Origin of the sequence: Micromonospora sp. L31 (assembly GCF_052068075.1) — a bacterium.
GTDB lineage: Bacteria > Actinomycetota > Actinomycetes > Mycobacteriales > Micromonosporaceae > Micromonospora > Micromonospora purpureochromogenes.
The window spans coordinates 128,849-153,959 of record NZ_JBQHDC010000010.1 but is presented as its reverse complement, the minus strand read 5'-3'; the positions used below and the strand labels follow the sequence as shown (position 1 = coordinate 153,959).

The 25,111-nt window shown below is 72.1% G+C and carries 27 protein-coding genes and 2 pseudogenes; 15 read left to right on the top strand and 14 right to left on the bottom strand.

Annotated elements, in window-relative coordinates; all coding sequences use genetic code 11:
• Window positions 1-105: 105 nt before the first annotated feature.
• The 4 genes from ACTMS9_RS24680 to ACTMS9_RS24665 all read right to left on the bottom strand — a co-directional run bounded on the left by ACTMS9_RS24680 (window position 106) and on the right by ACTMS9_RS24665 (window position 2,016).
• The gene (locus ACTMS9_RS24680; RefSeq protein ID WP_441166134.1) at window positions 106-924 is read right to left on the bottom strand and encodes a neutral zinc metallopeptidase; all 819 of its coding nucleotides are present in this window, start codon (window positions 922-924) and stop codon (window positions 106-108) included.
• Window positions 925-966: 42 nt separating this feature from the next.
• Window positions 967-1,482, bottom strand: a complete 516-nt coding sequence (locus tag ACTMS9_RS24675) for a hypothetical protein (RefSeq protein ID WP_441166133.1) — start codon at window positions 1,480-1,482, stop codon at window positions 967-969.
• Between the two features lie 19 nt (window positions 1,483-1,501).
• A complete protein-coding gene (locus ACTMS9_RS24670; RefSeq protein WP_441148142.1) occupies window positions 1,502-1,708 on the bottom strand; it encodes a hypothetical protein in 207 nt (68 codons plus the stop codon).
• 104 nt (window positions 1,709-1,812) lie between these two features.
• Window positions 1,813-2,016, bottom strand: a complete 204-nt coding sequence (locus ACTMS9_RS24665; protein ID WP_441166132.1) for a hypothetical protein — start codon at window positions 2,014-2,016, stop codon at window positions 1,813-1,815.
• Between the two features lie 38 nt (window positions 2,017-2,054).
• On the opposite strand from ACTMS9_RS24665, the gene ACTMS9_RS24660 reads away from it, so the two are divergent.
• On the top strand, window positions 2,055-2,600 hold the full coding sequence (locus tag ACTMS9_RS24660; RefSeq protein ID WP_441148144.1) for a class I SAM-dependent methyltransferase: 546 nt from the start codon (window positions 2,055-2,057) through the stop codon (window positions 2,598-2,600).
• A 32-nt stretch (window positions 2,601-2,632) separates the two neighbouring features.
• Complete coding sequence (locus tag ACTMS9_RS24655) at window positions 2,633-2,860, top strand: hypothetical protein (RefSeq protein WP_441148145.1); 228 nt, start codon at window positions 2,633-2,635, stop codon at window positions 2,858-2,860.
• A gap of 10 nt (window positions 2,861-2,870) precedes the next feature.
• On the opposite strand, the gene ACTMS9_RS24650 is transcribed toward ACTMS9_RS24655, so the two are convergent.
• Window positions 2,871-3,119 (bottom strand): flavin reductase, encoded by a 249-nt coding sequence (locus ACTMS9_RS24650; RefSeq protein WP_441148146.1) that lies wholly within the window; start codon window positions 3,117-3,119, stop codon window positions 2,871-2,873.
• Window positions 3,116-3,334: a hypothetical protein gene (locus ACTMS9_RS24645; RefSeq protein ID WP_441148147.1), complete on the bottom strand. Its 219-nt coding sequence runs from the start codon at window positions 3,332-3,334 to the stop codon at window positions 3,116-3,118. Before ACTMS9_RS24645 ends, ACTMS9_RS24650 begins: the two co-directional genes overlap by 4 nt.
• A 406-nt stretch (window positions 3,335-3,740) precedes the next feature.
• On the opposite strand from ACTMS9_RS24645, the pseudogene ACTMS9_RS24640 reads away from it, so the two are divergent.
• The 4 genes and pseudogenes from ACTMS9_RS24640 (at window position 3,741) to ACTMS9_RS24625 (ending at window position 6,449) form a co-directional block, all read left to right on the top strand.
• Window positions 3,741-4,540: pseudogene (locus ACTMS9_RS24640) on the top strand (helix-turn-helix domain-containing protein).
• Complete coding sequence (locus ACTMS9_RS24635; protein WP_441148148.1) at window positions 4,531-4,722, top strand: DUF397 domain-containing protein; 192 nt, start codon at window positions 4,531-4,533, stop codon at window positions 4,720-4,722. The pseudogene ACTMS9_RS24640 and the gene ACTMS9_RS24635 overlap by 10 nt, the downstream one beginning before the upstream one ends.
• A 90-nt stretch (window positions 4,723-4,812) precedes the next feature.
• Window positions 4,813-5,208 carry a YciI family protein gene (locus tag ACTMS9_RS24630; RefSeq protein ID WP_441148360.1) on the top strand — a complete coding sequence of 132 codons (396 nt, stop codon included), beginning with the start codon at window positions 4,813-4,815 and terminating at the stop codon, window positions 5,206-5,208.
• Complete coding sequence (locus ACTMS9_RS24625; RefSeq protein ID WP_441148149.1) at window positions 5,208-6,449, top strand: RNA polymerase sigma factor; 1,242 nt, start codon at window positions 5,208-5,210, stop codon at window positions 6,447-6,449. The genes ACTMS9_RS24630 and ACTMS9_RS24625 overlap by 1 nt, the downstream gene beginning before the upstream one ends.
• A gap of 7 nt (window positions 6,450-6,456) precedes the next feature.
• Here the strand turns inward: ACTMS9_RS24625 and ACTMS9_RS24620 are convergent, their stop codons facing one another.
• From ACTMS9_RS24620 to ACTMS9_RS24605, 4 genes and pseudogenes are all read right to left on the bottom strand, one after another.
• Window positions 6,457-7,620 carry a hypothetical protein gene (locus ACTMS9_RS24620; protein WP_441166131.1) on the bottom strand — a complete coding sequence of 388 codons (1,164 nt, stop codon included), beginning with the start codon at window positions 7,618-7,620 and terminating at the stop codon, window positions 6,457-6,459.
• 119 nt (window positions 7,621-7,739) lie between these two features.
• Window positions 7,740-7,880 carry a hypothetical protein gene (locus ACTMS9_RS24615; RefSeq protein ID WP_441166130.1) on the bottom strand — a complete coding sequence of 47 codons (141 nt, stop codon included), beginning with the start codon at window positions 7,878-7,880 and terminating at the stop codon, window positions 7,740-7,742.
• 197 nt (window positions 7,881-8,077) lie between these two features.
• A pseudogene (locus ACTMS9_RS24610) lies at window positions 8,078-9,025 on the bottom strand (RNA-guided endonuclease InsQ/TnpB family protein); the annotation flags it as partial.
• 588 nt (window positions 9,026-9,613) lie between these two features.
• Entirely contained in the window at window positions 9,614-10,447 is an 834-nt protein-coding gene (locus ACTMS9_RS24605) for an alpha/beta fold hydrolase (protein WP_441166129.1), read from the bottom strand.
• Window positions 10,448-10,518: 71 nt separating this feature from the next.
• On the opposite strand from ACTMS9_RS24605, the gene ACTMS9_RS24600 reads away from it, so the two are divergent.
• Both ACTMS9_RS24600 and ACTMS9_RS24595 read left to right on the top strand, forming a co-directional pair.
• Complete coding sequence (locus tag ACTMS9_RS24600; protein WP_441166128.1) at window positions 10,519-11,601, top strand: sigma-70 family RNA polymerase sigma factor; 1,083 nt, start codon at window positions 10,519-10,521, stop codon at window positions 11,599-11,601.
• Between the two features lie 270 nt (window positions 11,602-11,871).
• Window positions 11,872-13,245 (top strand): glycosyl hydrolase family 18 protein, encoded by a 1,374-nt coding sequence (locus tag ACTMS9_RS24595; protein ID WP_441166127.1) that lies wholly within the window; start codon window positions 11,872-11,874, stop codon window positions 13,243-13,245.
• Window positions 13,246-13,402: 157 nt separating this feature from the next.
• On the opposite strand, the gene ACTMS9_RS24590 is transcribed toward ACTMS9_RS24595, so the two are convergent.
• Complete coding sequence (locus tag ACTMS9_RS24590) at window positions 13,403-13,981, bottom strand: dienelactone hydrolase family protein (protein ID WP_441148157.1); 579 nt, start codon at window positions 13,979-13,981, stop codon at window positions 13,403-13,405.
• Between the two features lie 153 nt (window positions 13,982-14,134).
• Between ACTMS9_RS24590 and ACTMS9_RS24585 the strand changes: the two genes are divergently transcribed.
• From ACTMS9_RS24585 to ACTMS9_RS24565, 5 genes are all read left to right on the top strand, one after another.
• Window positions 14,135-14,875 carry a class I SAM-dependent DNA methyltransferase gene (locus tag ACTMS9_RS24585; protein WP_441166126.1) on the top strand — a complete coding sequence of 247 codons (741 nt, stop codon included), beginning with the start codon at window positions 14,135-14,137 and terminating at the stop codon, window positions 14,873-14,875.
• A 49-nt stretch (window positions 14,876-14,924) separates the two neighbouring features.
• Complete coding sequence (locus ACTMS9_RS24580) at window positions 14,925-15,218, top strand: hypothetical protein (RefSeq protein ID WP_441148159.1); 294 nt, start codon at window positions 14,925-14,927, stop codon at window positions 15,216-15,218.
• A 54-nt stretch (window positions 15,219-15,272) separates the two neighbouring features.
• Window positions 15,273-15,776, top strand: coding sequence for an O-acetyl-ADP-ribose deacetylase (locus tag ACTMS9_RS24575; RefSeq protein ID WP_441148160.1), 504 nt, complete (start codon window positions 15,273-15,275; stop codon window positions 15,774-15,776).
• A 368-nt stretch (window positions 15,777-16,144) separates the two neighbouring features.
• Window positions 16,145-17,353, top strand: a complete 1,209-nt coding sequence (locus tag ACTMS9_RS24570) for a low temperature requirement protein A (RefSeq protein ID WP_441166125.1) — start codon at window positions 16,145-16,147, stop codon at window positions 17,351-17,353.
• Between the two features lie 143 nt (window positions 17,354-17,496).
• Window positions 17,497-18,138 (top strand): GNAT family N-acetyltransferase, encoded by a 642-nt coding sequence (locus ACTMS9_RS24565; RefSeq protein ID WP_441148162.1) that lies wholly within the window; start codon window positions 17,497-17,499, stop codon window positions 18,136-18,138.
• Window positions 18,139-18,171: 33 nt separating this feature from the next.
• On the opposite strand, the gene ACTMS9_RS24560 is transcribed toward ACTMS9_RS24565, so the two are convergent.
• Window positions 18,172-19,107, bottom strand: a complete 936-nt coding sequence (locus tag ACTMS9_RS24560; protein ID WP_441148163.1) for an RNA polymerase sigma-70 factor — start codon at window positions 19,105-19,107, stop codon at window positions 18,172-18,174.
• 171 nt (window positions 19,108-19,278) lie between these two features.
• Here ACTMS9_RS24560 and ACTMS9_RS24555 point away from each other — a divergent pair, with 171 nt between their 5' ends.
• A complete protein-coding gene (locus ACTMS9_RS24555; protein WP_441166124.1) occupies window positions 19,279-19,764 on the top strand; it encodes a carboxymuconolactone decarboxylase family protein in 486 nt (161 codons plus the stop codon).
• Window positions 19,765-19,862: 98 nt separating this feature from the next.
• Here the strand turns inward: ACTMS9_RS24555 and ACTMS9_RS24550 are convergent, their stop codons facing one another.
• A complete protein-coding gene (locus ACTMS9_RS24550) occupies window positions 19,863-20,474 on the bottom strand; it encodes a TetR/AcrR family transcriptional regulator (protein WP_441148165.1) in 612 nt (203 codons plus the stop codon).
• Window positions 20,475-20,575: 101 nt separating this feature from the next.
• Between ACTMS9_RS24550 and ACTMS9_RS24545 the strand changes: the two genes are divergently transcribed.
• Window positions 20,576-21,373: an alpha/beta hydrolase gene (locus tag ACTMS9_RS24545; protein WP_441166123.1), complete on the top strand. Its 798-nt coding sequence runs from the start codon at window positions 20,576-20,578 to the stop codon at window positions 21,371-21,373.
• A gap of 78 nt (window positions 21,374-21,451) precedes the next feature.
• Here the strand turns inward: ACTMS9_RS24545 and metH are convergent, their stop codons facing one another.
• Window positions 21,452-24,967 carry a methionine synthase gene (gene metH, locus ACTMS9_RS24540; protein ID WP_441166122.1) on the bottom strand — a complete coding sequence of 1,172 codons (3,516 nt, stop codon included), beginning with the start codon at window positions 24,965-24,967 and terminating at the stop codon, window positions 21,452-21,454.
• Window positions 24,968-25,111 lie beyond the last annotated feature (144 nt).

The window sequence follows — 25,111 nt, the reverse complement described above, 5'->3', positions numbered from 1 at the left end:
CTCAGCGGGGGCCTCCTCCGGCCGGGGTGGTGTCGGGGCGATCCTCTCAGCCCGACCCGGGCGGCCCGCCGCCCTCCCCGCCGAAGGTGATGTGGGCGATCCCGCTCAGCCGAGGTCGCAGGCGTCCAGGGAGCTCTCGTAGCCGCGGAAGAACGAGTCGGTGCGCTGCTCGGCGGTGCCGTGCGAGCCCTCCGCGAACCACGGCTGGTCGGGGTCGTCGCCGACGGCGAGCAGCCCCTCGCGGAACTCGTCGAGGTCGCCCGTGTCCAGCTTCAGCACGCCCGAGCGGACCGAGTCACCCAGGTACGCCCCGGCCATGCAGTCGGCCTGCAACTCCTGCTGGATCGTGAAGTTGGAGCGGATGCCGAGGCGTGCCTGGATGCCGTGGGCGTACTCGTGGCCGAGCAGGTAGAACACGAACGCGTCGCCGACCTGGCGGAACGCGGCCACCGACCAGTTGACGTCGTAGGCGATGAAGTCGCCCTGGGAGCAGTAGACGGCGTTGTTGCGCGGCAGCGCCTGGCCGCCGCAGGCGACCTCCCCCTCGCGCTGGTACGGAACGATCCGGCGGATCGGGCGGAACTGCTGGCCGGAGGCCTTGAACTGAGCGCCCCAGTAGTCCTCGGCGATGTTCACCGCGTCGCCGATGTCGGTCTTGAACTCCTCGACGCTGGTGGTGCCGTCGGCCCGGGTGGTCTGCGGGCCCGGCGAGGCGGCCTGCCGGGACTGGCCCGGCGCCGGTTCGCGCGGCTCCTGCGGGCCGCTCTCCCCACCCCGCCGACGGCGCAACCGGCCGCCACCACCAGCGCCACCACGGCCGCGGCGAGCGAGCCGCGCGACTGCGATCCCGAGCGTGCCGTCACAGTTGCCCTCCCAGGCGTCGCGGCCGATGCGGTCGGTGTACCCCGACCGTGGATTGATCATGCCGGGCGGCGACCGTCGGGACCATGGGCGGACGGCCGGGGCTCAGCTGTCCCAGAGGCGGAACAGCGCCACCGCCCGGTCCGGGTCCAGGTGGAGTTCGAGGTGCCGGCTGCCGGCGGCACTCTCGTCGTAGGCCGCGCTGTGCCGCCACCGCACGCCCGCCGGCAGGTACGGGGACAACCCGGGCCACACCGCCGGCTCCGCGGTCGCCGGCTCCCAGGGGTACGCGGCGGCCAGCGCCCGCGCGTCGGCCGGACGCAGCCGCACCACCCCCTGGTACACCCAGTCCGTGGGCCCCGGTCCCCGCGAGCACGGGTTCGCCTCGGTGTCGACCTGCCAGTGCACGTCGAGGAAGTCGCCCAGGCCGGGCACGTTCTCTGCGGGGAAGCCGCGATCGGTGCGGATTTCGGCCGTGTCCGCGGCCAACTGGTCGGGACAGGTCCGGTCGGCGGCGACCTCCCCGCCGACCAGCCAGGCGACGCCACCGCAGGCAGCCAGCAGCGCCAGGGCCGGGACGGCGGCCAGCAGCCACGGCACCCGACGCGTCCATCTCGTCACCCGCGGAGGATAACGATCATCAGGAGCGTCCGTCGCCTCGACGGATGACGTCGCTCTGCGAGGCGTGCCGGTTCTGCTCGTAGCGCTGCTGCTGCACCACCGCCGCCCGCCGGGCGCCCGGGTCCTCCGCCGAGGCCGTGCGCTGCCGGTCGCGCCAGGCGACCCACCCGACTGCCGCCGCCATGACCGCACCGAACACCCCGAGTATCACCCAGGTCGTCGTCATGCATCCACGGTAGACCTGGATCGCGAGGCTGCGCACCGATGACGGGGACCACTTTGGCGATCACGAGCGGGAACGCTGGGCGGGACGCGCCGCCGCGATCATCATCAGCCCAGGCCGCCGCCATGGATCCAGTCGTTCTGCGTGACGTGCCGGCCTTGCTCGTAGCACTGCTGCTCCACCACCGCCGCTTGCCGGGCGCCCGGGTCCTCCGCCGAGGCCGTCCGCTGCCGGTCGCGCCAGGCGACCCAGGCGACCGCTGACGCCACGACCGCGCCGAACGCCCCGAGCAGCACCCATGCCGTCGTCATGCATCCACGGTAGACCTGAGTCGCGAGGCTGCGCACCGATGACGGGGACCAGTTTCGACGATCACGAACGGGAGCGCTGGGCGGGACGCGCGACGGCGTACGAGCGCACTTTCGCCCGGCTCTGCGCGTACCCGGCGGACGCGCTGCTGGACGCGGCGGGCGCCGGGGCCGGCATGCGGGTGCTCGACGTGGGCACCGGGACCGGCACGGTCGCGGCGCTGGCGGCCGGGCGCGGCGCGACGGTGGTCGCGGTGGACGCCGAGGCGTCGATGCTGGCCAGCGCCCGGCGGGCCGTGCCCGACGCCCGGCTGGTCCGCGCCGCGCTGCCGCACCTGCCGCTGATCACCGGCGCAGTGGACGCCGCCGTGGCCAACTTCGTGCTGAACCACGTCGGCGACCCAGCCGCCGCGGTGGCCGGGCTGGGCCGCACGGTACGCCCCGGCGGCCCGATCGCCGTCACCGTCTGGCCCTGGCCGCAGCCGCCCCTGCAACGGCTCTGGGGTGAGGTGTTCGCCGAGGTGGACGGTGGGAGCTGCCGAAACTCGCGGCGGAGCGGGACTTCCCGCGCACCGAGGAGGGGCTGACCGGGCTGCTCGCCGGGGCGGGGCTGGACGACGTGCGGTGCCGCACGCTGACCTGGACGCACCGGGCCGACCCGGACGAGTGGTGGACCGGCCCGGCCAGCGGCCTCGGCATTCCGGGGCTGCTGCCGGAGCGGCAGCCGCCGGCGACCCGCGAGGCGCTGCGCCGCCGCTACCTGCAACTTTCCGCCCGCTACCGGGATGCCGACGGCCTGCTCGCCCTGCCCACCGCCGCGCTGCTCGCCGCCGGTGTGGTGAGCTGACCCGTGCCGACTAACGGGCTCGGGCCCACGTCAGGAAGCGCTGGGTGAGGTTCTCCGGCACCGCGTGCCCGTTGAGCTGGGAGAGCTGCGCGCCGGCCTCCGCCATCAGGGTGCTCAGGTAGACCAGCAGCGCGACCCGGTCCTCGCGGTACTCCACCAGCAGCGCCAGCCGCGCCGGCTGGCAGGGCCACTCCGCGCCGCAGGCCCGACACCGCCACAGGGGGCGCATCGGCAGGTGGGGTCGCGATGGCCCGCTCACCTTCCCACCACCACTGTCCGATCGGCGCGGACGAGCGCAAAGCGCTGCCGTAAGTCGGTCGAGCCGTCAGGGCGTACGTCCTGGCCGCTCAGCTCCACCCACAGCGCACCCTCGACCATCCGCCGGTTGAGCACGGCCGTGATCCGCATGAGCAGCGGGCCGGTGCCGAAGCGGTAGAAGCCTTCGTGGACGGTGATCAGGTCGCCGACGGTCACCAGCGGCCTCCGTTCGCCCGCCAGCGGCTTGCCGGGGTCTGGTTGCCGGCCCGGGTCTGGTCCGCAGTCGGGAACAGGGCGCTCGACGGCTTCGCCCGCCTGGGTCGCGCGTTGTCCGGCATCAAGCAGGTAATCGGGATCGGGGTCTCGGCCTTGCGGCGTCGGAAACGGAACAGCACAGCGGGCCTCCTCGGGATATCGGGAGGGACGGCCCCGCTTCATCGCGGGGGCGGCCCCGAGCAAGTTCCGCTGGCGGCTCGGACTGCGCCAGCGGTAACGCTGGTGACACTCTGCTGTGGAGGGCACTACGCTCGGAAGGCGTCTCGCCGGTCCGGGCTGAGCTGGCGGACCGAGCGTCAGACCTGTGGCGGCATGATTAGTTGATCACCAGTTTGGGGCACCTTGAATGGCAGATGTTCCCAGTCCGCTCGCCGCGTTCATCGTGAGCGAGATCCGCCGGGCCCGCGGGGCCGGCGGCTTGACACAGGAGGCATTCGGCCGGGCTGCGGGTTTCAGCGCGTCACACGTCAGCGCCGTCGAAGGCGGCACTCGCGCCCTGACGATGGACTTCATCAAGGGCGCCGACCGCGCGCTGACCAGCGGTGGCCTGTTCGAGCGCCTGGTGTCCAAGCTGGGTGCACCGTCGTGGTTCCTGCCGTGGCTCGACGCCGAGCGCGGGGCGACGCAGCTTCGGTACTTCGAGCCGAACCTGATCCCGGGTCTTCTGCAGACCGAGGCGTACGCCCGCGCCGTGTTACGGCTGGATCCACGCCTCACCGACGACGAGGTCGAACGCCGGGTGACCGCGCGCATCGAGCGGCAGACGATTCTGGGCCGGGAGGCGCCGCCTCAACTCGTCGTGGTCGTCGACGAGGCGGCTGTCCGACGCGTCGGGGACGGCTGCGAGAAATTAATGGGTGAGCAGATGTTGAAGCTTGTAGCCTGCGCCGAGCGTCCCAGCGTCAGCATTCACGTCATTCACCGGAGGTCGGCCTTCACGCGGGCCTGTCCGGCCCGCTGTCGTTGGCACACCTGGCCGACGGAAGCTGGGTCGGCCACCTGGAAAGCCAGCTCGGCGGCGATGTCGTAGACCGGCCGTCGGACCTGGATACGCTCTTCCAGCGGTGGGAGAGCGTCCGCAACGAGGCACTGTCGCGGCGGCAGTCACTGGACCTGATCAAGGAAGCAGCGAATCAATGGACCTAACCAGTGCACAGTGGAGGAAGTCCACTCGTAGCGGTACCAGCGGCGGCAACTGTGTCGAGGTTGCTGACAACCTCCCCGGCGTGGTGGCCGTCCGCGACTCCAAGGACTCGACCGGACCGGCCCTCGCCTTCACTCCCACCGCCTGGCACGCGTTTGTCGCCCACATCGCCGCGCGGCCCTGACCGCCTCGCTGTCCGCGTCGACCCGGCGGCTCCGACGTTCCCGGTGACGGCCCACCCGGGCCGGCCGAGAGGAGTGACAACGTGAAGTACATGATCATGCTGTACGGCTCGCAGCGGGACTACGACGCGATGGCGGGCCGTCCCGCCGACGACCGGCCGCCGATGTCGCCCGAGCAGGTCGCGGCGATGCACGCCCACATGGAGGCGGTGCACAAGGAGATCGCGGAGTCGGGCGAGCTGGTCGACGGCCGGGGACTCACCGCCCCGGTGCACGCCCGGCGGGTCCGACTGCGCGGGGGTGCGCCCGTGGTGACCGACGGCCCCTACCCGGAGACGCAGGAGGTGCTGGCCGGCTTCACGATCGTGGAGTGCGACAGCTTCGACCGGGCCACGCAGATCGCCGCGCGGTTCGTGAACCCGGACGCCGAGGGCGAGTACGTGGACGTGCGGCCGGTCGCCGAGGGCATCGAGGACCTGAACGGCTGATGACCGCCGAGCCCGTCGAGGACCTGCTGCGCCGCCTGACGCCGCAGGTCCTCGGCGCGGTGGTGCGCCGCTACGGGCACTTCGACACCGCCGAGGAGGCCACCCAGGAGGCGCTGCTCGCGGCCGCGACCCGGTGGCCGGTCGACGGCGTACCCGATGACCCGCGCGCCTGGCTGATCACCGTCGCGGCGCGTCGCCTGACCGACCTGCTCCGCAGCGAGCAGGCCCGACGGCGACGCGAGGACGACGTCGCCCGGCGGTTGCCGCCCGAGCAGTGGCTCGCTCCCCCGGCGGACCGCCGGTCGCCGGAGGACGACAGCCTGGTGCTGCTCTTCCTCTGCTGCCACCCGGAGCTGCCCCCGGCCGCGCAGATCGCACTGACGCTGCGGGCCGTCGGCGGCCTGAGCACCGCCGAGGTGGCCCGGGCGTTCCTGGTCCCGGAGGGCACGATGACCCGCCGGATCACTCGCGCCAAGCAGCGCATCCGGGACAGCGGCGTGCCGTTCGGCCTGCCTGCCGGCCCGGACCGGGAGGCCCGCCTGGCCGCCGTCCGGCACGTGCTCTATCTGATCTTCAACGAGGGGTACGCCAGCACGGCCGGCCCGCTGCTGCGCCGGGTGGACCTGTCCACTGAGGCGATCCGGCTCACCCGGATGCTGCACCGGCTGCTCCCCGACGACGCCGAGGTGACCGGGCTGCTGGCGTTGATGCTGCTCACCGACGCGCGGGGGCCGGCCCGGGTCGGGCCGAACGGCGAGCTGGTCCCAATGGCCGAGCAGGACCGCAGCCGTTGGCGCGCCGACCAGATCGCCGAGGGCGTCGCGCTGGTCAGCGCGGTGCTGCCACGCGGTGAGGTCGGGCCGTACCAGGTGCAGGCGGCGATCGCGGCGCTGCACGACGAGGCCCCGAGCGCCGAGGAGACCGACTGGCCGCAGATCGAGGCGCTCTACGCGGTGCTGACCGGCCTGTCCGACAACCCGGTGGTGGCGCTGAACCACGCGGTCGCGGTGGCCATGGCCCGGGGCGCCCCCGCCGGGCTCGACCTGCTCGCCGGGCTGGCGGCCGACCCCCGGCTCGCCGCCGACCCCCGGCTGCCCGCCGCCCGCGCGCACCTGCTGGAACGCACGGGCGACCTCGGCGCGGCGCGGGCGGCGTACGAGGAGGCGGCGCGGCGGTCGATGAACCTGCCGCAGCAGCGCTACCTGTACGTCCGCGCCGCCCGCCTGGCCGACGCCGAGTGAGCCGGTCTCACCACTGCCGGCCGGGCACCAGCACCCTGGTGGCGTCGGGCAGCGTGGTCAGCACCCGGCGACTCCCGGCGCCCGGCTCGACGGCGACCAGCTCGGTCCGCTCCCGGGTCCGTCGGGTCAGCACGACATCGGCGCCGACGATGCCCTCGTACACCTCGGCGGAGTCCGTCCCGGCCGGGGACAGGTCGATCCGCCCGGCCGGCTGACCGGAACGAACGTCGACCCCGATCAGTGAGTTCGCCGGGATCGCCGGCAGGCCCTCGGGCAGGTCGGTCGGTTGCAGGTCCGGCCGGCCAAGCTGCACCCAGACCCGGGCCGGCGTTCCGCCGCCGTCCAGCAGCGGCACGATCGCGGTGAAGGACTCGCCGGAACCCAGCTGCCCGGGCCGCAGCACCGGCACGGTCCGGGTGGCAGCGGTGTCGATGTCCCGCACCGTGACGGCCAGCTCCGGCCGGGCCCTGCCGCCCGGGGCAGCTGGGGTCAGCTCGACCAGGACGAGGTGCCGGCCGTCGACGAGGGTGACCGCGTCGGTCAGCGGGGTGGCCGCCACGTCGAGCCGGCGCAACGACCCGTCGCGCATCGACAGCACCGCGAAGGCGCGGCTGGACTGCGACAGCTCGGCGAGCACGACCGCACCCGAATCCGTGGACCAACGCCACAGCTCGTACCCGGTCGGCACCGCCCGCTCCGTCGTGTCGGTCAGGTCCCGGATCCACCACTGCCCGCTCCGGCGTTCGGCCAGCCACCGGCCGTCCGGGGACAGCGACTGGTTCACCGGGCCAATGGTGGCCGGGGTGTGCCCGACCCGGAACTGCTGGCCCCTGCGGGTGACCAGGTGGATGTCGTGCTGGCGGGAGGTGCCGGTGGCCTCGTCGAAGCCGCCCGGCAGCTCGACGTGGTACAGGAAGGCGGCCGGACCGACCGCGCGGTCGGTCGGGAGGTCCGCCAGGACGGGCGGCGGAACCACCCGCGCCGGCAGGCCGGCCAGCAGGTCCCGGGGCGCCACGGCGGGAGCGGTGGCCTCCGCCGACGGGCCGTCGGTGCTCGGTCGCAGGCTCAGCACCCCGGCCGCGCCGCCGGCGAGCACCCCGGCCATGAGCACCGCGAGCCACCCGCGCCCGCGTCCCCGGTGCGGTGTCGGTTCCTCCACCGTGGATTCCATCCCCGTCTCCCTCGTTCCGGGCGGTCGCCGACCGCCTCGGGCACAGCGAAGCCGAGGCCGGCGGCGCCGTCAACGCAAGGTTGCGATCCGACGCACGATGTCGACCTGATCGAGACCGGTCAGGGTCGCGGAGCGGGTTCCACCCGGAACACCGGGTACCGGTCGGCGACCGCCTCGAACTCCGCCAGCGGGGCGCGCCGGTCGACCGGCAGGTGCGGCCGGGCGCCGGGGGCCAGGTGGAGTTGACGATCTCTCCGCACTGAAGGACGGAGATTCCCTCCACGCTGCGCGTGGAACACGCGGCGTCCGGGAGGATTCCTGCTTCCTCGCGCGGCGCCGGCACGAGTGCCGGTCTTACCTGCGCTCCACAGGCGTTTAGGCTCTCGGCGCGTCCCGCCGCGAGCACGTTCATGGCCGCGTTGACGTCCCGGTCGTGGGTGCTGCCGCAGGGGCAGTCCCACGCTCGGACGTCGAGCGCCATCTTGTCGTTGATCCGGCCGCAGTCCGAACACATCCGGGTGGACGGGAAGAACCGATCCACCCGGGCGAAGGTACGCCCGTACCGGGCGGCCTTGTACTCCAACATGCCCGTGAACGACGCCCAACCGGCGTCGTGCACGGACTTCGCCAGCCGGGTCCGGCCGAGACCGACGACGCACAGGTCCTCGACGTACACCGCTTGATTGTCGCGGATGATCGCCGTGGACAGCTTGTGCTGCCAGTCCCGCCGAGTGTCGGCCACCTGGGCATGCGCCCGAGCGACCTTCACGACGGCCTTCTTGCGGTTGTTCGACCCCTTGGTCTTGCGGGAGAGGTCTTGCTGCAACCGCTTGAGCTTGCGGGCCGCGCGGCGCAGGAACTTCGGGGCCGCCACCTTCGTACCGTCCGAGAGGACCGCGAAGTGGGTCAGGCCCAGGTCGATACCGCCCTCCGACTCCACCGGCGACAACGGCTCGTCTGCGGTCTGCACGACGAACGAGGCGAAGTACCGGCCCGCCGCATCCCGGATCACCGTGACCGAGCTGGGCTCGGACGGCAGACCCCGCGACCAGCGCACCTCCACGTCGCCGATCTTCGGCAGGCGCAGCCGGCCGTTGTCCAGCACCTTGAATCGGGCGTTGGCGGTGAACCGGATCGCCTGCCGGTTGTCCTTGCGGGAGCGGAACCGCGGCGGTGCCACCTTGCGGCCCTTGCGCTTGCCGGTAATCGAGGCGAAGAAGTTGCGGTACGCCACGTTCAGATCGGCCAGCGCCTGTTGCAGCACGACCGACGAGACCTCGCCCAGCCATGCCCGTTCCGGGGTCCCCTTGGCCGCGGTGACCCGCTTGGACAGCTCGGCGTCCGACAGGTACGGCAGACCCTGCTCGCGGGCTTCCTGCCGTGCGCGCAGCCCGTCGTTGAACACCACCCGCGCGCACCCGGTCCGCTGAGCCGACCGCTGCTGGCCGTCGGCCCGCCGGCCCTGCCGGCCGCCCGTGCGTGGGTACGCGCCGACGCCCACCCGCTGACCTGGCCGGCCCTGCAACTGCTCGCCGCCCACGGGGACGCCGGCGACGTCCCGGCGCTGCTGTCCGGGCTGGACTGGTTGGACACGCACGACGACCGGTGCGGCTACGACCAACTCGTCGAGGGGCTGGCCCGGATCGGCGGGGCGCGGGCGCGGGAGGTCCTGCCCCGGCTGCGCCGGCTCTGGTTCAGCCCGCACTCCTATGAACGTGCAGCCTACCTGCGGGCGCACGCGGCGCTGGACCCGGCCGGGGTGCACCGGCGCTTCGCCGAAGGCCTGTGGGACTGCGAGGCGGACGTGCGGCTGCTGTCGGCCCGGCGGGCGGTGCTCGACGGCACGGCCCGGGAACGGTTGCGCTACCTGCGCGACGACCCGATCGAGACGGCCGAGGTGCGGGCCGCGGCCGCCGAGCGCCTGGACGGGTGAGGCGGCCGGGTGGCCGGTCGGTGAGCCGGCCGAGGACCGACCGGCCGACCGTAGCCGCCGTCAGCCCTCGGCGAGGACCTCCCGCAGGCGAGCGGCGAACCGCTTCGGGTCCTCCACGAAGCCGATGTGACCACCGGGGAACATCGTCGGCGCGGTGCCGAGCGCCTCGGCCAACGCCCGGGAGGTGAGGTCGCAGACCTGGCCGGCCGACTCCTCGCCCAGCCCGACGACGACGCGGGTCGGGCCCGCCCGCAGCGCGGTGACGTCCGGCTGGAACCGGGTTGTCCCGCGGATCATGTGGACGTACTGGAAGTGCTCGTCGGCGGCGGCCTGCGGGTCGGGTTCGCCGCCGAACATGCCCTGGACCACCGGCTCGGGCAGCTCGATGTTCGCGTTGGCGAGGAACTGGCGCCCCGCGCCCAGCCGATCCCCGGCCAGGTACGTCGCGATCATGGCGTCCTCCCGGGCGAAGCGGTCCTCGCGGTCGTCGAGCAGGCCGAGCAGCGGCGGCTCGTGCACGATGACGGTGTGCGCCCGCTCCGGGTGGGCCTGGGCGAGGGCGAGGACGGTCACCGCGCCGCCGCTGGAGCCGAGCACGGCGGCCGGGCCGGCGTCGAGGTGGGCGATCAGCCGGGCGACGTCGTCGGCGCGCAGTTGCGGGGTCGAGTCCTGGTGCGGGTCGTGCAACAGACTGCGATTGATGCCACGCGGGTCGGTGGTGAGCACCGTGTGATCGGTGGCCAGCAGGTCGGCCAGCGGCGCGAACGCCCCGGCGTCCATCGGGGCGGCGACCAGCGCCACCAGCGGCCCCCGTCCGCGTACCTCGTAGTGCAGTCGCCCGTCGGGGACCTCCAGGGTCGCGGTGCTGACAGGTGCGGTGGATGTGCTGCTCATCGAGTCCTCCCGGATCGTGGCGTGCGCGCGTTCAGAGTGCAGACTTCCGTCGTACGGCAGAATCGTCGCTCGTGAGGGCTGTTTCTCCGCGCGCCGCCGACGACGCCCGCGACGCCGGGCTGGACCGGGCGCGCGAGGGCGACCGGGCCGCGTTCGACGACCTGGTGGCGCCGCTGCGCCGGGAGCTGCACGCGCACTGCTACCGGATGCTCGGCTCCGCCCACGACGCCGACGACGCCCTGCAGGAGGCACTCCTGCGGGCGTGGCGCGGACTGCCGCGCTTCGAGGGACGCAGCTCGCTGCGCTCGTGGCTGTACACGGTGGCCACCCGCACTTGCCTGGACGCGGCGGCCGGTCGCGCCCGCCGGGCGCTCCCGGTGGACCTCGGCCCGGCCAGCGAACGGGCGGTGCTGGACAGCGCCCCGGCAGGCCACGTCGCGTGGCTGGGCCCCTACCCCGACGCCGGGCTCGCCGACGGTCCGGCCACCCCCGACGTACGCTACGAGCAGCGCGAGGCCGTCGAGCTGGCCTTCGTCGCGGCCCTGCAGCACCTGCCGGGCAACCAACGGGCGGCGCTGCTGCTCTTCGAGGTGCTGGGCTTCTCCGCCGCCGAGATCGCCACCATGATGCGCACCTCGGTCACCTCGGTGAACTCCGCGCTGGCGCGCGCCCGGCGGCTGGTGGCCGACCGGGTGCCGCCGGTCAGCCAGCAGCGGACCCTGCGCCGAGTCGACGACACCCGGCTGCGGGAGATCGTCACCGGCTACGCGACCGCCCTGGAGAACGGCGACACCGACGCGCTGGTCGCGCTGCTGACCGAGGACGTCACCTGGTCGATGCCGCCGCTGCCGCAGTGGTACCGGGGGCTGGCGGCGGTCAGCGACTTCGCCCGCGAGCTGCCGATGACCCGGTGCGGGAGCTGGCGTCACCGGACGACCAGCGCGAACGGGCAGCCGGCGGTGGCGTCGTACCTGCGCGCCGAGGACGCCGGGGCGTACCTTCCCTGGTCGGTCAACGTGCTGACGCTGCGCGACGGGCGGATCGCCGGGATCACGTCCTTCCTGGGAGCCCAACACTTCCCCGGGTTCGGGCTGCCCGACGCGCTGCCACCGGTCAGCGGCGATCATCTTGCCCCCAGGTCAGCGCGCTGCTGACGAGCGGGGTATCTGTCACCACCGCGTCCTCGCGCACTTGCAAGTCCGCGCCTACTCGATGGGGTTGAGGAAGCCGAGCAGCCGCTCGGTGAGCAGCGTCCGAGGATCCACTCATCGACGAGCATGTTGACGCTTTTAGTTAATAGTCCTTAGGATTTGCCTGCCTCGAGGAGCCCGTCCCTGTCCTGCCGTACGCCCGTCCCGGCGGCTGTCCCACGCAGCGCCGGCCGGGGCGGCAGGATGTCCAACCCGCCCACCGGGAGGCCCTCGATGTCCTCACCACGTCCCCGCCGTCGCTTCGCCATGGCCGCCGGACTGCTCGCGCTGATCACTGGCGGCGCGGCCCTCACCGTGGCCCCGGTCGCGGCCGAAGCCGCGGTCCTGCCCAACAATTTCAAGAGCGTCGGCTACATGCCGTCCTGGGCCGGCAACGTCAACACGGTCCAGTACAGCAAGCTCACCCACATCAACTACGCATTCGTGCTGCCCAACAACGACGGCAGCCTGCGCCCGGTGGAGAACCCCAGCAAGCTCTCCTCGCTCGTGTCGCTCGGCCACGCCAACAACGTCAAGGTGTCGATCGCCATCGGTGGTTGGAACGACGGCAACGACTCCGCGTTCGAGGCGCTCGCCGCCAACTCCGGCACCCGCAACGCATTCGTCAGCAACGTCATCAGCTTCGTCAACCAGTACAACCTCGACGGCGTCGACGTGGACTGGGAGTACCCCGACCCGGGCGCCTCGGCCACCAACTACTCCCTGCTGATGCAGCAGCTCAGCAGCGCACTGCACAGCCGCGGGAAGCTCCTCACCGCCGCCGTGGTCGCGGAAGGCTACTACGTCGACGGCGTACCGACCGCGGTGTTCGGCTACGTCGACTGGCTGAACATCATGGCGTACGACGGCGGCAGCCCTCACGCCAACTACAACTGGTCGATCAGCAGCATGAACCTGTGGAAGTCGCGCGGCCTGCCCGCCAGCAAGGCGGTGCTCGGGGTGCCGTTCTACAGCCGGCCCGGCTACTACACCTATTCCGCGCTGGTCAGCATGGACCCGGCCAACGCCAATCGGGACTGCACGACCGTCGCAGGTGTGCAGGAGTGCTACAACGGCATCCCGACAATCAAGCGCAAGACCCAGTGGGCACTGGCCAACGCCGGCGGAATGATGAACTGGGAACTTTCCCAGGACACCACCGGCTCGACCTCGCTGGTCAGCGCAATCTACGACACCGTCATGGGCGGCACCACCCCGAGCGGACCGACCGGCCCGATCACCGGCATCGGCGGCAAGTGCGTCGACGTCGCCGCGGCCAACACGGCCAACGGCACCCCCATCCAGCTCTACACCTGCAACGGCACCGCCGCGCAGACCTGGACGGTGGCCACCAACGGCACGCTTCAAGCCCTGGGCAAGTGCGCCGACGTGACCAGCGGCTCCACCGCCAACGGAGCCAAGGTCCAGCTGTGGGACTGCAACGGCACCGGCGCCCAGATCTGGCAGGCACAGGCCAACGGCACGCTGCGCAATCCGCAATCGAACAAGTGCCTGGATGCCAGCGACAACAGCTCCGCCAACGGCACCCGGCTGCAGATCTGGGACTGCTTCGGCGGCGCCAACCAGGTCTGGCGCCTGCCGGCCTGACCCACCGGCGGCCGCCGTTCGTGCCTGCCTGGCGCGGACGACGGCCGCGCACTCGCCGGCAGGACCAGACCCGACGGCATGCATTACGAAGCACTCAGAAACCAACTAGCCGGTGACCGGGGCGGCGCGGACGCGGCGTCCCGCAGGCAGCGCGGGCCTACCCCACGCGGCCGAGGAAGGCCAGCACCCGTTCGGTGAGCAGCGCGGCGGCCGGCTCGTCGTAGGAGGAGAGGCTGCGGTCGGCGAACAGGTGCTGCGGGCCCGGGTAGAGGAACAGCTCGGCGTCCGGGGCCGCCGCGACGAGGGCCTGGGCGGCGTCGAGGTCGCCCTCGTCGACGAAGAACTCGTCGGCGTCCATCCCGTGCACCTGCACCGGCACCCCGGCCGGCCACTCCCCGCCGAACTCGGAGGTCGGGATGCAGCTGTGGAACAGCAGTGCGCCCTTCACGCCCGGTCGGGTCTGGGCCAGCAGTTGCGCCGGCATGACCCCGAGCGAGAACCCCGCGTACACCAGCCCGGCGGGCAGCCCCTCGGCGGCGAGCCGGCCGCGCTCCAGGATGACGTCGAAGCCGACCTGCCGGCCGTAATCCAGACCCTGCTCCAGGGTCTCGAAGGTCTTCCCGTCGTAGAGGTCCGGGGTGTGCACGGTGTGCCCGTCCCCCCTCAGCCGGTCGGCGAAATCGTGGACGCCCGGTGTCAGCCCCTGCGCGTGATGGAACAACAGCACCTCAGCCATGCCACGTCCCTCTCTGTGGAATCTCCTCGTACGCGACGTGCAGGATGATGCCCGGCACGCCCGACATTCTCGCGAGCGGGCTGATGGCGCACCTGGACCGCGTGACCGGTAAATGGCAGGCCTCCGCGCGGACCTCGGCGGTACGGTCCGGCAATGGACGACGCGGACGGGTACTTCGGCGAAGCGGTGGCGGCGACCTACGACGACCCGACGACGGAGGAGTTCGACCCGCCGGTCGTGGCTAGCACGGTCGACGTGCTGGCCGACCTCGCCGGTGCCGGCCGGGCCCTGGAGCTGGGCATCGGGACCGGACGCGTCGCGCTGCCGCTGGCCGCCCGCGGCGTGCCGGTACACGGCATCGACCTGTCCCGGGCGATGGTCGACCGGCTGCGCGCCAAGCCCGGCGGCGACGCGATCGGCCTGACGATCGGCGACTTCGCCACCACCCGGGTGGACGGGACCTTCTCCGTGGCGTACCTGGTCTTCAACACGATCATGAACCTGACCAGCCAGGAGGCCCAGGTGGCCTGCTTCCGCAACGCTGCCGTGCACCTGGCCCCCGGTGGCTGCTTCGTGATCGAGGTACTGGTCCCCGAGTTGCGCCGGCTCCCGGCCGGCCAGAACGTGGTGCCCTTCCACGTCTCCCCGACCGAATGGTCGTACGACGTCTACGACGTCGCCACCCAGGCGACCAGCTCCAACTACGTTCGCATCGTGGACGGTCGCGGGGAGTACCGGTCGATCCCCTTCCGGTACGTGTGGCCGGCGGAACTCGACCTGATGGCCCAGCTCGCCGGGCTGCGGCTGCGGGACCGCTGGGACGGATGGAACCGGGCGCCGTTCACCAGCGAGAGCCGCCAGCACGTCTCGGTCTGGGAGAAGCCCGCCGACTGAGCGCTGTGCGATCCTGACGGACACCTGTCCGGGTGAGAGCGGAGATCTGATGGCGACCCTGATCCTCGGCCGACCGCCGTACGACTCGGCCCTGCTGCGGCGGATCCGGGTGACGGTGGACGGACGCCGGGTTGCCGGGCTCCGGCCGGGCCGCTCGGCGAGCGTGACCGTGCAGCCCGGTCAGCACGTCGTCCAGGCGAGCCTGGACTGGACGCGCAGCGAGGCGCTGACCGTCGGGGTGGGTGACGACGAGACGGTGGCGCTGGAGGTGTCGTGCCCGGTCCGCGCCTACTGGCAGACCTGGGCGGCACCGTCGCGAGCGTTGGACATCCGGCGCGTCTGAGCTGGACGACGTCGGACCGCCTGCCGCATGCCGTCGGCGGTGACATGATGGGGCATGCCCGCGATCGAAGTGGTGCTCGGTGACATCACCGCCGAGGACGTCGACGCCATCGTCACCGCGGCCAACGAATCGCTGCTGGGCGGCGGCGGTGTGGACGGGGCGATCCACCGCGCGGCCGGACCGCGACTGGCCCGGGCGGGTGCCGCGCTGGCGCCCTGCGACGCCGGCGACGCGGTCGCCACACCGGCGTTCGACCTCGACCCACCGGTGCGCCACGTCATCCACACCGTCGGCCCGGTGTGGGAGGGCGGCGGCCACGGCGAGGCCGACACCCTGGCCTCGTGCTACCGGCGCAGCCTCGCCGTCGCCGACGAGGTCGGCGCCGGCAGCGTCGCCTTCCCCGCCATCGCCACCGGCGTGTACGGGTTCCCGCCCGAGCAGGCGGCGACGATCGCGATCTCGACCATCCGGGCCACGCCGACCCAGGTCGAGTGCGTCCGCCTGGTCGCCTTCGACGAAGCGACGTACCAGCTGTTGAACACGGCGGCGCGGGCGTGAACCGCGACCGGCGATGAGGCCGGCGGTCACGTCGGTCCGCTGAGAAACGGCGCGTCGTCGTGACGAGGCCGTCCGGGCTCGCTGAGTGCTGCGGGCCTCGCGTACGCAGTTCGACAATCGCCGGTCGCCCGACCTCGCGCCGACTAGCGTTGAGCGGGACGGTGTGAAGCCACGCGAAAGCACCCGCCCCTGCCCTGTCGCGTACCCGGGAGGGCCAGGTCGGCCAACGGACCTGGACGTTCCCTCCGGCGCCCGAGCTGCGCGACGCGGCTGTCAGTTGTCCCGGCGCCGAGGGTCGGCGACACCCGGGGATCAGTCCGAGATCCGAGAGGGCGGCCCGGCGTCGCGAGATCGAGAAGGCCGAAGTGATGGATGGCGGACGCCGGCTGATAACCCGGGTGCCGGGCGGGGCCCAGCGGACCGATCTGCTGGAGCTCTTCTTCGACCTCGCGGCCATCGCCACCCTGATCCTGACCTCGGAGAAGATGGCGACCGAGCAGAGCTGGACGGCCATCGCCCAGGCACTGCTCGCCCTGTCGACGCTCTGGGCGGTCTGGGTGACCACCACGTCGTTCACCGACCTCTACAGCCCGCAGGCGCGAGCCGTCCAGCTCGTGATCCTGGGCATCATGTTCGGCGGCATGCTGATGTCCGCCGCCCTGCCGACCGCGTTCGACAACCACGGCCTGGTGTTCGGCGCCACCTGGGCCGGGATCAACTGGGGTCGGGCGTTGGTGGTCATCCCGTCGCTGCGGGGCCGGCCGGAGCAGCAACGCTCGAAGCGGGTCCTGCTCTGGACCACGGTGTCCGGGACCCTGTGGATCATCGGCGGCCTGGTCGCCTCCCCCGGTATCCGTCTCGCCGTGTGGCTGGCCGCGTTGACCGTGGACTACCTCGGTTTCGGCCTGCGGTTCCCGATCCCCGGCCGACCGCCACTGCCCAGGTACGACGTGGTGCCGGAGCACCTGGCCGAGCGGTACCAGCAGATCTACGTCCTCACCCTGGGCGAGCTCATCCTGGTCACCGTCCTCACCCTGAGCGACAGGCCGTTCAGCGTCGACCGGATCACCGCGTTCGCCACCGCGTTCGTCGCGGCGGTACTGCTGTGGTGGAGCTACGCCCGGGGAGCCGGCGCCAGGCTGAGTACCGCCATCGAGCGGTCCCCGCACCGGGAAAGGCTCGTCCAGACCAACCCGTACGTCCACTGGCTCATGGTGGTGGGCGTGGTCGGCATCGCCGCCGGATTCATGCGGATCATCGACCATCCCACGGAGCGGCCGCACGACACCATGACCGCGCTCATCCTGGGCGGCACGGCGCTGTTCCTGGTCGGGCGGGCCACCCTCGACCACAAGGTCCTCGGACGCATCCCGCTCTCGCACGTGGTCGGTGTCGTCGTCGCCGTCGCCCTCGCGCCGGCCGCTCCGCACCTGTCGAACCTGGTCCTGGGCTTCGGCGCCATCATCGTCCTGCTGGGAGTCGCGGCGGTGGAGTTCGTTCGACGGCAGCGCTCGGACGGGTCTGCGGCCACGGATGAGGGCGAACGCCGGCCATACCGCCCGGAGGACCGACCCTGACGTCGGTGGACGTTATCCCCTGGCTCGCTGACCGCGCTCTGCTCTGGGGCGGCCGAGCGAGCCGGCCATCCGCTTTCTGCCGGGGCCAGTGCGTCGATGTATCTCGGTTGCCCGGACGAATCTTGACCGACAGGATGCGGAATATGCTCGCCGACCTGTGGCCACTCTACGGTCTCACCATCGTCACACCGCACCTGCAGCTGCGCCTGCCACGCGAGGAGGAACTGGCTGAGCTCGCCGATCTCGCCGGCCAGGGCGTGCATCGTCCCGGCGAGCGGCCGTTCCTGACCCCATGGACCGACGGCAGCTATGCGGACCGGGCGCGGTTCGTCCTGCAGGGACACTGGGACCAGCTTGCCTCCTGGGACGTGGCAGCGTGGCAGCTCGGGATGGGCGTCTTCCGGGCGGGCCAGCCGATCGGAAAGGTCACGCTTCGCGCACGGGACTTCCCGGTCGTCAGACAGGTGACGACCTCGGCCTGGCTCGGCATGGATCATCAGGGCAGAGGCTATGGAACGGAAGCGAGAGCCGGACTGCTCACCCTTGCTTTCGATCATCTCGGCGCCACCGCCGCACTGACCGAGGTGTTCCAGGACAACCACTCCTCGCAGGGTGTATCGCGCAAACTCGGCTACGAGCACGACGGGATCTCGGTCGATGCGCGCGACGGTGAGGCTGTCGTCTCCGACCGCCTGCGGCTGACCCTGCAGCGGTGGCGCCAGCACAAGCTGCCGGCCGTGACGGTGGACGGCATGGACGCCTGCCGAGCCTCGTTCGGCCTCTGATCCGGCAGCCGGATCTGCCGCCGACGGCACGCCTCAGCGGCGCAGGGCGGTCTCCCGCAGCATGTGCGACAACTTCTCGGGATTGCGCACGGCGTAGAGCCCGGTGATGAGGCCGTCGTCGATACGGACCGCCACGACGGTGTCGAGCTCGCCGGCCTGCCAGAAAATCAGCGCCGGGTAGCCGTTGACCTGTGCCGGCCGCAGCGACGCGGTGTCGGCAAGCCTGCCCAGCCCGGCAACCAGCAGGCGGGCCACCTTGTCGGCCCCCACCACGGGCCGCGGGACGGCCTGCTTGACTCCGCCACCGTCACCCACGAGTACGACATCCGGTGCGAGGATGTCGAGCAGGCTCTGCAGATCGCCCGTCTCGGCCGCCCGCCGGAACGCCTCGAGCGCGTCTCGGGTCTCGGCCGCGGAAACGGCCCCGCGCGGCCGGCGCGCCGCGACGTGTGCCCGTGCCCGGTGCGCGATCTGGCGGACCGCGGCCTGGCTCCTGTCGACGGCTTCGGCGATCTCGTCGTACCCGACGTCGAACACCTCGCGCAGCACGAACACCGCCCGCTCGGTCGGCGTGAGCGTCTCCAGCACCAGCAGCATCGCCATCGAGACGCTGTCGGCCAACTCGACGTCCTCGGCCACGTCGGGCGTGGTGAGCAGCGGCTCGGGGAGCCAGGAACCGACGTAGGACTCCCTGCGGCGGCCGAGCGCACGCAGCCGGGCGAGCGCCTGGCGGGTGGTGATCCGGACCAGGTAGGCACGCTGATCCCGCACCGCGCCCAGATCGACGCCCGCCCACCGCAACCAGGTCTCCTGCAGCACGTCCTCCGCGTCGGCGGCCGAGCCGAGCATCTCGTAGGCGACGGTGAAGAGCAGGTTGCGGTGGGCGAGGAACGCCTCGGTGGCGAGGTCCGGGCGCTCGTCGCGACCGCTGTCACGATCGTCGGGTGCGTTCTGCGACGTGCCGACCATGGGTGACTCCTGTTCACTCGCGACTGTGTCACCCACCAGATGCCGGGCCCCGCCGTCGTGTGACACCGAGACCTCGTTGTGGTGGGCGTCACGTAACCACACCTGTCACAGGGATCTGATCGCCGGCATCTCGTGTTCGTCCAGTGCCACACCACGAGGAAGGGCGGAATCATGGACGCTCGATTCAACATGCTCGACAACGAGATCGCCGTCAAATTCTTCAAGCGGTTCGCCAACGCCAGCCTGGTGATCCATCAGTCGCCGCTGCCGAAGTCCACGCAGAAGCTGGTGTCGCTGCGCGCCAGCCAGATCAACGGCTGCGGCTGGTGCATCGACATGCACACCAAGGAGGCCTCGGCCGCCGGTGAGACCCCGGTCCGACTCCACCTGGTCGCCGCCTGGCGCGAGTCCACCGTATTCACCGAGGCCGAGCGGGCCGCGCTGGCGCTCGCCGAGGAGGGCACCCGGCTCGCCGACGCCCACCACGGCGTGTCCGACGAGACCTGGGCACAGGTGCGCAAGCACTACGACGACGACCAGATCGCCGCGCTGGTCTCCCTGGTCGCCGTGATCAACGCGGCCAACCGGCTCGCGGTGATCGTGCACCAGCAGGGGGGTTCCTACGAGCCCGGCATGTTCGCGGCCGTCTTCAACTGATCGGCGGACGAATCCGGCCCGGCCCGGGATCATTCGATCCTGGGCCGGGCCCGTGCATCGCCCTGGGTGACCTCACCGCCGGCTGAGCGCCGATCCGGTCACCCCTCCCGGTAGCCGACGATCGCCCGGCCGGCACCGAGCAGCGCGGCGGCGACGCGCTGCCGGTCGTCGAGGTACGCCGCGGTCATTGCACCGTCGCGCAGCATCATCAGCTGCTGGGCGGCCAGCTCCGGATCCGGATGGTGCAGCTCGGTCAGCAGCTCGGCCATCTGGCCGGTGAACCACGCCCGCTGCTCGGCGACGACGTGCCGGACCGGGTGGTCGGGGTCGGCGTACTCGGCGGCGGCGTTGACGTAGGGGCAGCCCCGGAAGCCGGGCGATCGGCCCTCCGCGATGAGGGCGTCGACGATGGCGCTCAGCACCGCCCGGGGATCGCCGGGCAGTGCCCTGCGCGCCTCGGCCAGCGCCTCCCGCTCGCGCTGTGAGCGGACGGACAGGTACGTGGCGATCAGGTCGTCCTTGGCGGGGAAGTGCCGGTAGAAGGTGACCCGGGTGACCTGCGCCTCGGCGATCACCCGCTCCACCCCCACCGCGCGGATGCCCTCCTGGTAGAAGAGCCGGTCAGCGGCGGCCAGGATGCGCTCGCGGGCGGCCGACGGCCTGCCGCCGGACGCCCGGCTGGTGGCCCGAGAGTCGGCTGCGTCACCCATCCGCTGCTCCTCCTTGCCGGTCGTTCGAAGCTCGGTGTACGTTCCCAGCCTAGCAGATAGAACGTTCCTTCTACTTGATGCGTCACGAGGAGTGAGCAGGCATGAGCGGCACCGCTGTTCCCGTCGTCTTCGTCCACGGCCTCTGGTTGCACTCGACCAGTTGGCAACCGTGGGTCGATCTGTTCCGCGAGGCCGGCTACGCCCCCGTCGCGCCCGAGTGGCCGGGCATCCCGGACACCGTGGCCGAGGCGCGCGCCGTACCCGAGCGCTACGGCGACCACGGCGTCACCGACGTCACCGACCACTTCGCGGAGATCATCCGAGGTCTGCCCAGCAAGCCCGTGGTGATCGGTCACTCGTTCGGCGGCCTGATCGCCCAGCAGTTGCTGGGGCGGGGCCTGGCCCGCGCCGCCATCGCCCTCGACCCCGCCCCGGCCAAGGGCGTCCTCGCGCTGCCGCTCTCGGCGCTGCGGGTGGCGTCGGTGGCGGTGCGCAACCCGGCCAACCGGCGGCGGGCGGTGGCCCTGACTCCCGCCCAGTTCCGGTACGGCTTCGGCAACGCGCTCACCGAGCGCGAGTCGGCCGAACTCTACGAGAGGTGGACCATCCCCACCCCGGGCCGCCCGCTCTTCGAGGCCGCCCTGGCCAACCTCGTGGGCACCGCGACCAGGATCGACACGGCCGACCAGGGGCGAGGTCCGCTGCTGCTGACCGCCGGCGGCCGGGACCGCACCGTACCGCCGGCCATCGTCGAGGGGACGGCCCGGTTGTACCGGAAGTCCCCGGCGGTGACCGACGTGGTCCGGTTCCCCGACCGTGGACACACGCTGACCATCGACCACGGTTGGCGCGAGGTCGCGCAGACCAGCCTCGACTGGCTGCACCGGCAGGGGCTCTGACCGGTTGGAACGGGGTGGGCGGCGCGGCCGGCGCCCACCCCGGCCCGGTCACGACAACGGCCTGCCCGCCCGCACCGACTACTTGGCGTTGAAGTAGTTCGCCTCCGGGTGGTGCACCACGATCGCGTCCGTCGCCTGCTCCGGCACCAGCTGGAACTCCTCGGACAGCTGCACCCCGATCCGCTCCGCGCCCAGCAGGTCCACGATCTTCGCCCGGTCCTCCAGGTCCGGGCAGGCCGGGTAGCCGAACGCGTACCGGCAGCCGCGGTAGTCGGTGCGCAGCAGGCCGGCCAGGTCGGCCGGGTCGTCGTCGGCGACGGTACGGCCGCCGGGCAGGGTCAGCTCCGCGCGCACCCGCCGGTGCCAGTACTCGGCGAGCGCCTCGGTGAGCTGCACGGACAGCCCGTGCACCTCCAGGTAGTCGCGGTACTCGTTGCCGGCGAACATCTTCGCGGTGTACTCGCTGATCGGCTGCCCGACGGTGACCAGCTGCAACGCCACCACGTCCAGCTGGTCGCCCTTCGGGCGGAAGAAGTCGGCCAGGCAGAGCCGGCGCTCCTGCCGCTGCCGGGGGAAGGAGAACCGGGCCCGCTCGACGCTGCCGTTCTCGTCGAGCACCACCAGGTCGTTGCCCTCGGCGTACGCGGGGAAGTAGCCGTACACCACCGCCGCCTCGAGGACCTTGTCGGCGATCAGCCGGTCCAGCCAGTAGCGCAGCCGGGGCCGACCCTCGGTCTCCACCAGCTCCTCGTACGACGGGCCCTGGCCGCCCCGGGCGCCGCGCAGCCCCCACTGCCCGAGGAAGGTGGCCCGCTCGTCGAGCAGCGCCGCGTAGTCGGCCAGCGGCACCCCCTTGACCACCCGGGTGCCGAAGAACGGCGGGGTGGGCACCTCCACGTCGGTGGCCACGTCGGAGCGGACCGAGGCGTCGTGCAGCTCGGGCAGCGCCTCGGTGACCATGGTGCGCTGCCGCTCCCGGCGGGCCCGCCGGGCGGCCAGGGCGGCCTCCCGCTCCGGGTCGACGACCGGCGCGCCACCGCGCTTGGCGGTCATCACCCGGTCCATCAGGGACAGCCCCTCGAAGGCGTCGCGGGCGTAGTGCACCTGGCCGGGGAACATCGACCGCAGGTCGTCCTCGACGTACGCGCGGGTGAGCGCGGCCCCGCCGAGCAGCACCGGCCAGCGTTCGGCCACCCCTCGGGAGGCCATCTCGGCCAGGTTCTCCTTCATGATGACGGTGCTCTTGACCAGCAGGCCGGACATCCCGATCGCGTCGGCCCGGTGCTCCTCGGCGGCGTCCAGGATCGCGCTGATCGGCTGCTTGATGCCGATGTTGACGACCTCGTAGCCGTTGTTGGACAGGATGATGTCGACCAGGTTCTTGCCGATGTCGTGGACGTCGCCCCGGACGGTGGCGAGGACGATGCGGCCCTTGCCGCCGTCCTCGGCCGTCTCCATGTGCGGCTCCAGGTAGGCCACCGCGGTCTTCATCACCTCGGCGGACTGCAACACGAACGGCAGCTGCATCTGCCCCGAGCCGAACAGCTCGCCGACGACCTTCATGCCGTCGAGCAGCAGGTCGTTGATGATCGACAGCGGCGAGCGGCCGCCGGCCATCGCCGCGTCCAGGTCGGCCTCCAGGCCGTTGCGCTCGCCGTCGATGATCCGCCGCTTGAGTCGCTCGTCCAGCGGCAGCGCGGCCAGCTCCTCGGCCCGCCCGGCCCGCGCCGACGCCGCGTCGACACCCTCGAACGCCTCGATGAACCGCTGCACCGGGTCGTACCCCTCGCGGCGCCGGTCGTAGATCAGGTCCAGCGCCACCTCCCGCTGCTCGTCGGGGATCCGGCTGATCGGCAGGATCTTGCTGGCGTGCACGATGGCGCTGGTCAGGCCGGCCTGCTGGCACTCGTGCAGGAACACCGAGTTGAGCACCTGCCGGGCCGCCGGGTTGAGCCCGAACGAGACGTTGGAGATGCCGAGGGTGAAGTTGACGCCGGGGTAGCGGCGGGAGATCTCCCGGATCGCCTCGATCGTCTCGATGCCGTCGCGCCGGGTCTCCTCCTGCCCGGTGGCGATCGGGAAGGTCAGCGCGTCGATCAGGATGTCGGAGCGGTCCATCCCCCACCGTCCGGTGAGGTCCTCGATCAGGCGGCCCGCGACCCGGACCTTCCACTCGGCGGTCCGCGCCTGCCCCTCCTCGTCGATCAGCAGCGCCACCACGGCGGCGCCGTGCTCCTTGACGACCGGCATCACCCGGGCGTAGCGGGACTCCGGCCCGTCACCGTCCTCGAAGTTCACCGAGTTGACCACGCACCGGCCGCCGAGCATCTCCAGCCCCGCCTCGATCACCGCCGGCTCGGTGGAGTCCAGCATGATCGGCAGCGTGGAGGCGGTGGCGAAACGTGCGGCCAGCTCGCGCATGTCCTGGGTGCCGTCCCGGCCGACGTAGTCGACGCAGAGGTCCAGCAGGTGCGAGCCGTCCCGGGCCTGGCTGCGGGCGATCTCCACACAGGCCTGCCAGTCGGCGGCGAGCATCGCATCGCGGAACGCCTTGGAACCGTTGGCGTTGGTCCGCTCCCCCACCATCAGCACCGAGGCGTCCTGCGCGAACGGCACCGGGTGGTAGATCGAGGAGACGCCGGCCTCGTGCCGCGGCTGGCGCGGCACCGGGGTCGTGCCGTGCAGCCGCTCGGCCAGCACCCGGATGTGCTCCGGCGTGGTGCCGCAGCAGCCGCCGACCAGCGCCACGCCGTACTCGGCGACGAACCGCTCCAGCGCGTCGGCCAGCTCCACCGGGGTCAGCGGGAAGTACGCCCCGTCCGCCGTCAGCACCGGCAGGCCGGCGTTCGGCATCACCGACAGCGGGGTGCGCGAGTGCTGGGACAGGTAGCGCAGGTGCTCGCCCATCTCGGCCGGGCCGGTCGAGCAGTTCAGCCCGATCAGGTCCACGCCCAGCGGCTCGATGGCCGCCAGCGCCGCCCCGATCTCGCTGCCCACCAGCATGGTGCCGGTGGTCTCCACCGCCACGTGGCAGATGATCGGCACCTTCCGGCCCAGCTCGGCCATCGCCCGGTGGCAGCCGACCACCGCCGCCTTGACCTGGAGCAGGTCCTGGCAGGTCTCCACGATCAGCGCGTCCGAGCCGCCCTCGATCAGGCCGGCGGCGTTCTCCTGGTACGCGTCGCGCAGCGTCGCGTACGCGGTGTGCCCGAGGGTGGGCAGCTTGGTGCCCGGCCCGATCGACCCGAGCACGAACCGGGGTCGCTCCGGGGTGGCGTACGCGTCGGCGGCCTCCCGGGCGAGACGCGCGCCGGCCGCGGAGAGCTCCCGGATCCGCTCCGGGATGTCGTACTCGGCGAGGTTGGCGAGGTTGGCGCCGAAGGTGTTGGTCTCCACGCAGTCGGCCCCGGCGGCCAGGTACGCCTCGTGCACGCCACGCACCACGTCGGGGCGGGTGATGTTGAGGATCTCGTTGCACCCTTCCAGGCCCTCGAAGTCGTCGAGGGTCAGGTCAGCGGCATGCAACATCGTCCCCATCGCCCCGTCGGCGACGAGGATCCGGTCGGCCAGCACATCCAGCAACGAAGTCCGCACGGGTTCAGGTTAATGCGACGATGCGCCCGTCGGTCCACAGCCGTAGCCGGTCCCACATTCTGCCAGCGGGAACGCCCATCCCTTTCGTACCCTTTGGGCGGCTCGCCGGCGCGGCGGACCGGCGCGGCCGACGGGCCGCACCTG

Coding starts and splice junctions, on each gene's coding strand:
- ACTMS9_RS24680 (WP_441166134.1), bottom strand. CDS start 924: ATGATCAATCCACGGTCGGGGTACACCGACCGCATCGGCCGCGACGCC.
- ACTMS9_RS24670 (WP_441148142.1), bottom strand. CDS start 1,708: ATGACGACGACCTGGGTGATACTCGGGGTGTTCGGTGCGGTCATGGCG.
- ACTMS9_RS24665 (WP_441166132.1), bottom strand. CDS start 2,016: ATGACGACGGCATGGGTGCTGCTCGGGGCGTTCGGCGCGGTCGTGGCG.
- ACTMS9_RS24660 (WP_441148144.1), top strand. CDS start 2,055: ATGACGGGGACCAGTTTCGACGATCACGAACGGGAGCGCTGGGCGGGA.
- ACTMS9_RS24635 (WP_441148148.1), top strand. CDS start 4,531: ATGGACCTAACCAGTGCACAGTGGAGGAAGTCCACTCGTAGCGGTACC.
- ACTMS9_RS24630 (WP_441148360.1), top strand. CDS start 4,813: ATGATCATGCTGTACGGCTCGCAGCGGGACTACGACGCGATGGCGGGC.
- ACTMS9_RS24625 (WP_441148149.1), top strand. CDS start 5,208: ATGACCGCCGAGCCCGTCGAGGACCTGCTGCGCCGCCTGACGCCGCAG.
- ACTMS9_RS24620 (WP_441166131.1), bottom strand. CDS start 7,620: ATGGAATCCACGGTGGAGGAACCGACACCGCACCGGGGACGCGGGCGC.
- ACTMS9_RS24605 (WP_441166129.1), bottom strand. CDS start 10,447: ATGAGCAGCACATCCACCGCACCTGTCAGCACCGCGACCCTGGAGGTC.
- ACTMS9_RS24595 (WP_441166127.1), top strand. CDS start 11,872: ATGTCCTCACCACGTCCCCGCCGTCGCTTCGCCATGGCCGCCGGACTG.
- ACTMS9_RS24590 (WP_441148157.1), bottom strand. CDS start 13,981: ATGGCTGAGGTGCTGTTGTTCCATCACGCGCAGGGGCTGACACCGGGC.
- ACTMS9_RS24585 (WP_441166126.1), top strand. CDS start 14,135: ATGGACGACGCGGACGGGTACTTCGGCGAAGCGGTGGCGGCGACCTAC.
- ACTMS9_RS24580 (WP_441148159.1), top strand. CDS start 14,925: ATGGCGACCCTGATCCTCGGCCGACCGCCGTACGACTCGGCCCTGCTG.
- ACTMS9_RS24575 (WP_441148160.1), top strand. CDS start 15,273: ATGCCCGCGATCGAAGTGGTGCTCGGTGACATCACCGCCGAGGACGTC.
- ACTMS9_RS24570 (WP_441166125.1), top strand. CDS start 16,145: ATGGATGGCGGACGCCGGCTGATAACCCGGGTGCCGGGCGGGGCCCAG.
- ACTMS9_RS24565 (WP_441148162.1), top strand. CDS start 17,497: ATGCTCGCCGACCTGTGGCCACTCTACGGTCTCACCATCGTCACACCG.
- ACTMS9_RS24560 (WP_441148163.1), bottom strand. CDS start 19,107: ATGGTCGGCACGTCGCAGAACGCACCCGACGATCGTGACAGCGGTCGC.
- ACTMS9_RS24555 (WP_441166124.1), top strand. CDS start 19,279: ATGGACGCTCGATTCAACATGCTCGACAACGAGATCGCCGTCAAATTC.
- ACTMS9_RS24550 (WP_441148165.1), bottom strand. CDS start 20,474: ATGGGTGACGCAGCCGACTCTCGGGCCACCAGCCGGGCGTCCGGCGGC.
- ACTMS9_RS24545 (WP_441166123.1), top strand. CDS start 20,576: ATGAGCGGCACCGCTGTTCCCGTCGTCTTCGTCCACGGCCTCTGGTTG.